This window comes from Kroppenstedtia guangzhouensis (assembly GCF_014637345.1).
GTDB classification, from domain to species: domain Bacteria; phylum Bacillota; class Bacilli; order Thermoactinomycetales; family DSM-45169; genus Kroppenstedtia; species Kroppenstedtia guangzhouensis.
Window position 1 is genome coordinate 1 of the sequence record NZ_BMEX01000035.1, and the last position, 7,300, is coordinate 7,300.

Annotated in this window: 7 protein-coding genes, 1 rRNA gene and 1 other RNA gene; all 9 read right to left on the bottom strand. The window is 52.5% G+C overall.

Translation table 11 applies throughout. The annotated features are described in order from the left end of the window. A 16S ribosomal RNA gene (locus IEV46_RS17275) occupies window positions 1-66 on the bottom strand; the annotation flags it as partial. A 302-nt stretch (window positions 67-368) separates the two neighbouring features. After that, window positions 369-641, bottom strand: a complete 273-nt coding sequence (locus IEV46_RS17280; RefSeq protein ID WP_188433778.1) for a pro-sigmaK processing inhibitor BofA family protein — start codon at window positions 639-641, stop codon at window positions 369-371. A gap of 106 nt (window positions 642-747) precedes the next feature. Continuing rightward, on the bottom strand, window positions 748-1,746 hold the full coding sequence (locus IEV46_RS17285; RefSeq protein WP_188433780.1) for a CPBP family intramembrane glutamic endopeptidase: 999 nt from the start codon (window positions 1,744-1,746) through the stop codon (window positions 748-750). A 64-nt stretch (window positions 1,747-1,810) separates the two neighbouring features. Beyond that, the gene (gene recR, locus IEV46_RS17290) at window positions 1,811-2,407 is read right to left on the bottom strand and encodes a recombination mediator RecR (protein WP_188433782.1); all 597 of its coding nucleotides are present in this window, start codon (window positions 2,405-2,407) and stop codon (window positions 1,811-1,813) included. 71 nt (window positions 2,408-2,478) lie between these two features. Beyond that, the gene (locus tag IEV46_RS17295; RefSeq protein ID WP_188433784.1) at window positions 2,479-2,790 is read right to left on the bottom strand and encodes a YbaB/EbfC family nucleoid-associated protein; all 312 of its coding nucleotides are present in this window, start codon (window positions 2,788-2,790) and stop codon (window positions 2,479-2,481) included. 33 nt (window positions 2,791-2,823) lie between these two features. After that, a complete protein-coding gene (gene dnaX / locus IEV46_RS17300; RefSeq protein WP_188433791.1) occupies window positions 2,824-4,554 on the bottom strand; it encodes a DNA polymerase III subunit gamma/tau in 1,731 nt (576 codons plus the stop codon). Between the two features lie 119 nt (window positions 4,555-4,673). Continuing rightward, complete coding sequence (locus IEV46_RS17305) at window positions 4,674-6,089, bottom strand: ATP-binding protein (protein WP_188433787.1); 1,416 nt, start codon at window positions 6,087-6,089, stop codon at window positions 4,674-4,676. A gap of 164 nt (window positions 6,090-6,253) precedes the next feature. Next, window positions 6,254-6,520: signal recognition particle sRNA large type (gene ffs, locus IEV46_RS17310), an RNA gene on the bottom strand. 302 nt (window positions 6,521-6,822) lie between these two features. Then, window positions 6,823-7,047, bottom strand: a complete 225-nt coding sequence (locus IEV46_RS17315) for a hypothetical protein (RefSeq protein ID WP_188433789.1) — start codon at window positions 7,045-7,047, stop codon at window positions 6,823-6,825. Window positions 7,048-7,300 lie beyond the last annotated feature (253 nt).

Below are 7,300 nucleotides of genomic sequence, written 5' to 3' on the forward strand. Positions count from 1 at the left end.
CACGACTTGCATGTATTAGGCACGCCGCCAGCGTTCGTCCTGAGCCAGGATCAAACTCTTCAAAAAAGGGATGGATCTGTCACTTGACAGTCCCCGATTTGAGCTTGATTGCTCATGAATATGACAGGGTCGTTCTTTCGCTCTTCAGTTTTCAAGGAACGCTTGATCTCGCTGTCTCTGCCACTCGAGGAGGGAAAGCCTCTCTCGCGGCGACAAGAACTATCTTATCATGCTCTGCAGTTCCTGTCAACAGCTTTTTTGTTTTTTCTCGGGTTCGCCTCGGATCCCGCCGGTCAGGCCGATCTTGCGGCGACAGCTACTAATGTACCACAGGCTCACCCTTACGTCAACCCTTTTTATGATTTTATTTATCCGGCGACCAAAAACAGTTTCACCACCACCAAACACACCAGTCCAGGCAATCCCAGCACCCCGGTGATAAAGGCGGTTACCGGATTGATCGGGATCCGGAATTCCATCCACTCAGCAGCCAGGTTCAACAAAAACAACACCAAGGCCCCCATTGCCGAATATAACAGACTGTACCAAATCCAACGCAGCGGTTTAACCATGGATCTGCTGATCAACATAAACAGAATCACACCGGCCACAGCAAGCAGTAGCCACCATTCAATCGCCATTCTTCTCTGCCTCCTTCCATTGGTACAAGCATATGAGCAGAGAGGGGAAGGTAGAACCATCAAGGCCTTGAGTTTGTAAAAACCAGGGCAGGTCCGGCGATTTTCATCATCCATTCATTTGAAGCAAGTCTAACACCACGGAAACTGTGTTGTTCACCATATGAAAAAGAATAGGCACCCAAAGGTTTCGAAAAAACGCATACAGGACTCCCAGGATCAATCCCATCACAAAGAGCGGGGCCAAAAATGCCACATCCACATGAGACAGGGCAAACACAACAGAGGAAAGAAAAACAGCGGCGGCAATCCCCACCCGTTTCGCCAATACCCCCATCAAGAGCCCCCGAAACAGCACTTCTTCCGCAATGGGACCGATCATGCCAATCATGAGCACTTGGCCCGCTCCAAACATCCAGCCCAATCCTGCCGCCTTTGCCAATCCCTGGCTGATGCTATCCTCCCGCCATGACGTCATGTCCAACGAGAAGATCCGGGCCACCGGTTCAGTCACCAAGGGATCCAACAGAAAGTAGGTGAAGGCGTAAGCAACGGCCACTGCGGCACATATCCCCAACCAGCGTCTTCCCCGGAGAGAACGAAATCCCAAACTGGATAACCTCCCCCGGAACAAGAAGAGGGCCAACAGCAGCATGAGCAGATGGGGAAGATAGGGGAGAAATGTGGATATCCAATCTCCATCCTTGGAAAATGGCGAGAGGAAGAATAAAGAACCAAAAGTGAGAACCTGGACCCAAGCGAGGTAGTAAGCCAGATCCCTTCCCCGAAGCGGGCCGGCTCCCGGTCTCCTCTCATGTTGAAACCCGCCGATCACGCCGGCCACCAGAAACAGGATGGAAACCAGCAGTGTACCCATCATCCACAACAGGAGCTGGACTGCCAAAAACGGCCCCGTCCCCCCCTCCGTGGCTCTCCACAACCCTTCCCCCGTTTTTTCCCACTCAAGAGAGGAAAACTCCATGGGAATCATATAGAAGTAACTGAAACAGAGAAGCCAAGCTGCTGCCAACCGAAGTTTGGCGGAGACAGGGTTCCTGTCCGGATCCGGGCCCTTCACGACAGGCTGAACGGACACATTTGGGAGCATCGAGGCACCCCTCCTTAGGACGAAAATGATGAAATCAATTTTTCAGCTCCGTTCCAAATACAGTTCAAAGCTCCCTTCGTCCTTCCAAAGCTTTGGTCAGTGTAACTTCGTCGGCATATTCCAGATCACCGCCCACAGGCAGACCGTGAGCTATCCGTGTTACTTTTACACCGAATGGCTTCACCAGACGTTGCAGATACATCGCCGTGGCTTCACCTTCAATATTGGGATTGGTCGCCAAAATCATTTCCTGAACTGTTTCATCTTCCAGCCGTTTCAACAAATCCGGTATGCTCAGTTCATCCGGCCCGATTCCTTCCATCGGCGAGATCGCACCGTGCAACACATGATACAACCCGACATACTCCCGGGTCCGCTCCATGGCGATCACATCTCTTGGATCCTGAACAACGCAGATCATCGAACGATCTCGGTTTTTATCCCTGCAGATGGAACAGACCGGTTGATCGGTGATATTGCTGCACACCTGACACCGTTTTAAATCCCGCTTGGCATGAACCAGCGCTTTGGCCAGTTCCATCACATCCTCTTCTTCCATCCCCAGCACAAAGAAAGCCAGGCGTTGGGCCGTCTTGGGTCCAATACCCGGCAACCTCATAAACCCGTCGATCAGATTCGATATGGGCTCGGGTACATTCATCCGCCCCCCTCCTTTCTGTGATTTCCAATCAAGCAAAGAGCCTGTTCAGGTGAACAGGCTGCAGATCCTGTCTAAAACAGACCTGGAATGTTCAATCCTCCGGTCAGTTTCCCCAGATCTTTTGAAACCAGGTCGTCCACGTTTTTCATCGCTTCGTTAAATGCAGCAGTCACCATGTCTTGCAGCATTTCCACATCTTCGGGGTCCACCGCTTCCGGATCAATCTCCACTGACAACACCTGTTTGTGTCCATTCATCACGACCTTGACCACACCGCCCCCTGCCGTTCCTTCCACTTCTTTTTCAGCCAGCTCCTCCTGAGCCTTGGCCATTTGCGCTTGCATCTTTTTCATCTGTTTCATCATTTGGTTCATGTTTTTCATTTACTTAAACCTCCTCGCCCACTTTGAAATGGGTCAGTCCGTGATTTCAACCATATCTCTTCCAAACATCTCCACAGCCCGTTCCACGGGGTCGTCAGACTGGGGTACCTCTTTCGGGGGAACTCTTCTCCCCCCCGTATCCCTTCCGGTGACGGAAGGAGGCCCTGAAGTCATACGCTCCTTTTCCCAATCCTCTCGCATCACGGTCATCAGGCGGATCGTGGAGCCGAACACTTCTTTCATCACTTGTTCAATCAGTTTTTTGTTGGAATCCTTCTCCGTGGTCTCCCGGTGAATGTTGTTCTTGAAGGCCACCAGGAGGGTATCTTCCGTAGCTGCGACAGGTTCACCATCGATCAGCCAGGCATGAACCGTGATTTTCCGCTCCTTGACCCGCGCCAGCACTTCCGGCCAGGCTCGTTGCAGCCTTTGCAAAGCCCCTGTAGAAGCCTCTTTTAACAGGGGAGCCAACCGGGCCGGACCCAAATTTCTTCGACCCGTCCTCTCCTCACTTCCTGCCGCCGATTCCCGCCGCACAGGGAAAGGTGCGGCCGGCTCTGCAGCAGGCGGGGAGGAGGCTAGGCCGCTCAATTCCTCCACCTTTTGCTCCAACTGTTTTAACTGTTCCCGTAGACTTGAGATCAAATCCGCATCTCCACTTCCTTGGGGTGAAGGGGTTTCAAAATGGTGGCAAATCCGAACCAACGCCATTTCCAGAAGCACCCGGGGATGGGGAGCCCATTTCATCTGTTGCTGGGCCTGGATCAGAATTTCCAGCACCCCTTCCAATTCTTCGATCGATCCTTTCTCCACCAGCTGATTCCATCGCTCTTCTCCGGCCAGTCGTTCTTTCACTTCCTTTAATTCCGGAGCGGCGGCCAGCAACAGAAGATCACGGGACAACTGCACTAAATCGTGGACCAATCTTTCCGGATCCAATCCGTCCGCCAACAATTCCTCCACCTTCTCCAAGGCTGTACCTGCATCCCGACCGAGACAGGCCTCCATCAGGTCCCCCAAAGTGGAGCGGGAGACAGACCCTGTCACAGACAGAACGGCGGCTTCATCCACACAGTCATCGGAAAAAGCAAGGACTTGGTCCAACAGGCTGAGGGCATCCCGCATCCCCCCGTCCGCAGCCTGGGCGATCACCGCCAAAGCGGAATCCTCCACCTCAATCCCCTGGGAGTCACAGATCTTCCGCAGATGTCCCAGCGTATTCCCCAAGGTATGACGACGAAAGGAAAATCTTTGACAACGGGAGATGATGGTGGATGGCAATTTGTGCGGTTCGGTGGTCGCCAGGATGAAGATCGCATGTCCAGGAGGCTCTTCCAGAGTTTTCAGAAGCGCATTGAAGGCCTCCGCGGTTAACATATGGACTTCGTCCACAATATAGACCTTACAGCGCACTTCCGAGGGAGCGTATTTCACCTTGTCCCGAAGGTCCCGGATCTCGTCCACTCCCCGGTTGGAAGCAGCATCGATCTCCACCACATCCATCAGTGATCCTTCTGTGATTTTCCGGCAAGCGTCACATTCGTTGCAAGGTTCCGGTGCAGGCCCCTGCCGACAGTTGACCGCTTTCGCCAAAATCTTGGCAGCACTGGTCTTCCCTGTTCCCCGGGGACCGCTGAAAAGATATGCATGGGAAAAATGGCCCTCGGTCAGGGCATTCTTCAAGGTGGTGGTGACATGTTCCTGTCCGATCAGGTCTTCAAACTTTTGCGGACGCCAAACGCGGTACAGTGCCCGATACGACACGTGCAACCCCCCAAACTCCTCTGTGATGCGGTTGAGGGCACATGTTTGATAATGTATTCATCATACTATAGAACAGGGGATTTTTCCAAAAGGAAAACCCGCCTTTCAGTGACGGGTGATCAGTCCTGAACACAAGGGAGAACCATACTGAAAATGCTCCCGATTTCACCGGAGGAAACTTGGATTTCCCCCCCGATATCCTCAATAATCTGTTTGCTGACCGCCAATCCGAGGCCGGTTCCGTTCTCCTTGGTTGTATAGAAAGGGTCAAAAATCAGTTTTTTTTCTGAAGCCGGAATTCCCGGACCATGATCTTCCACTTCCAGAACCAATTGCTCTTCATCTCCGCTCAGGCGCAGCTGAAGGAGCCCTCCTTCCCCCATCGCTTCAATTCCGTTTTTGCATAAATTCAAAATCACCTGCTTCAACAACTCCGGATCAGCCCACACGGGCGGAACGTTTTTCAGTCCGGACAAATAACGAACCTCGATGTTATGGAGTATGGCTTCATTTTGAATGATCGGGAGTAACTCCCGGATGGAGCGATCCATCTCCACCCGCCGTCTTTTTACATTCCGTGGTTTACCCATCAACAGAAACTCGCCCAGCAGATGATTGATCCGATCGATCTCCCGGAGCATAATCTCTGCGTAGCCTTGTCCCTTTAAGTCTCCTCTTTCGTCAAGGGTATGACGGATCACCTGCAAGAATCCCCGAATCGAAGTCAGTGGATTCCGAATCTCATGGGCAGTCCCGGCCGCCATCTGACCAATCATCGCCAAGCGGTCTGTCTGCCGGACCTTCAGGTCCAACAGATGGTTTCGGGTGATGTCGGTGATGATGATAAAACTTTCTCCTTCAGGTTCAACTGTGGTCTCATAATCGATAGTCACCACTTGGGGGACACCCTCCAAAAGCCAAGAGGCGGGAACAGCTCGAAAGGGCTCTCTGCGAAAGATCCTGTCCTTCAAATCATCGACACCTTCCCCATCCTTGAGACGGGAAAACAGTCGGTCCACCCCCCGTCCGCACAGGTCATCCCTCTTCACACCGAACATCCGACAGGCGGCGGGATTGATTTCTGTCACCTGTAATGTGGAATCCAACAAAATAATGCCCTGGGGCAAACTGTTCACAATCTGCTCGGCATGTCGTTGCAAATGGTGGAAACCTTGGTCTTGGGAATATATTAAAAGGAGATGGTGCCACCCACCACCGCTTTTTCCGGTGATCAGCTGCAGGGTTACCGTCCTGGGAGTGGATCCCAGAGGAAGCAGCTCTCCCTGTACCCATCGGAGACCACCGTGGGCATCCGGGTGTCGGAGGTACTTCATCTCCTCCGGGGAAAGGCTGAGGTGACGATTCAATGGTTGCTCCACCACTTGATCCAAAGGGCGTTGAAGCAGCTTCAGAAATTGCGGACTCACCGCTTTGACCATCCCTTGGTCATTCACCGCCACCACGGCCTGGGGCCAGTTTTTCACCCAGGATGTCAGTTGATCGGGATGTAAATCCAGATGAAACGCGATGGGCACCTTACTACCCCCTCCATCCCCGTTAAAGTCAATGGATACATCTCCACCCAATCGTTATATATCAATATTTTTCCTTATTCCATTTATTCGCCCTGCCTCTCTGACTTCCTTCAAAAAAAAGCGAACCGTTGATTTCGGTTCGCTTAGTGACCTTGAGTTATGTACCGCGCACCCGCCTTCGACCTCCTCCGCCTGGGCGGGCCCCATGCATTCGGCTCGGATCAGGCACCCCTGCGGCACACGGAAGTGTCTCCTTAGTGCTGCTTCCGTCAGGACCTGACACGGTTCAGAGGTTCCCGTTGCGCAGGACCTGTTCGTCAACACTTCCTGCATGGGCCGGACCCCACACGATGAAAGCCTCAGGCGGGAATTCAATCCCGCTATAGCGGATTGCGGGTTACAGGGCACCGCTACCTCCCCATCTAGCGCGGCCTGTTCATTATAACACAGAACAGACCATCCCACAAAGGCTGAAACTGGATTTCCAACGGATTCCTGTATCTTCCCACCGCTCCGCCTAAAAACCACAACACTTATTAACCGGTTAAACACAAAAGAAGTCCAGCGGGAAATGACTTCCCAACTTCTCCTAATCCATATTCACATCAATCACCGCTCCCGGTTTTGCAACCTGTTCCACCATATTCACAGCATTTTCAAGCTGTGCAAAAGCCCCTGTCTGTTTAGCGGCTTCCAGTCCTTTTTACGGCAATGATCACTTTCGGAAAGTAACTCACTCGGGCAATTGCTCCAGCCACCGGGTAGAAGAGCTTGTCCCCACAAGCTTCCCGCTTTCCCTCCATTCAATTTTCCGCCTCGCTTTTTCTGAAAGCTGGCTCCACAACACTTCCCGTTGATCATAGGATCGGTTCTCCATCCTGCGCCGGTTTCCCGGTTGACGTCCGGTGGAGAGCCACTCCAACACCCACACCAAATCCCGTTCCATGCTGTTCAACAAATGACGGTCCGTTTCCCCCTCTCGTAAATATGGCTAATGGTGAACACACGTTCGTTAATCGGTTATAAAAAAAGATGGCGGGAATCCATCCATCCTGCCACCTGAACTTGATTGACTGTACACCTGGAACGTCAATTCTGGTGCTCTTTGGCGGAGAGGGTGGGATTCGAACCCACGGTACGGGGAGAACCCGCACAACGGTTTTCGAGATTGTTTCCGCCCACCCTATATAAGTTCACCGAAGTTCATAACG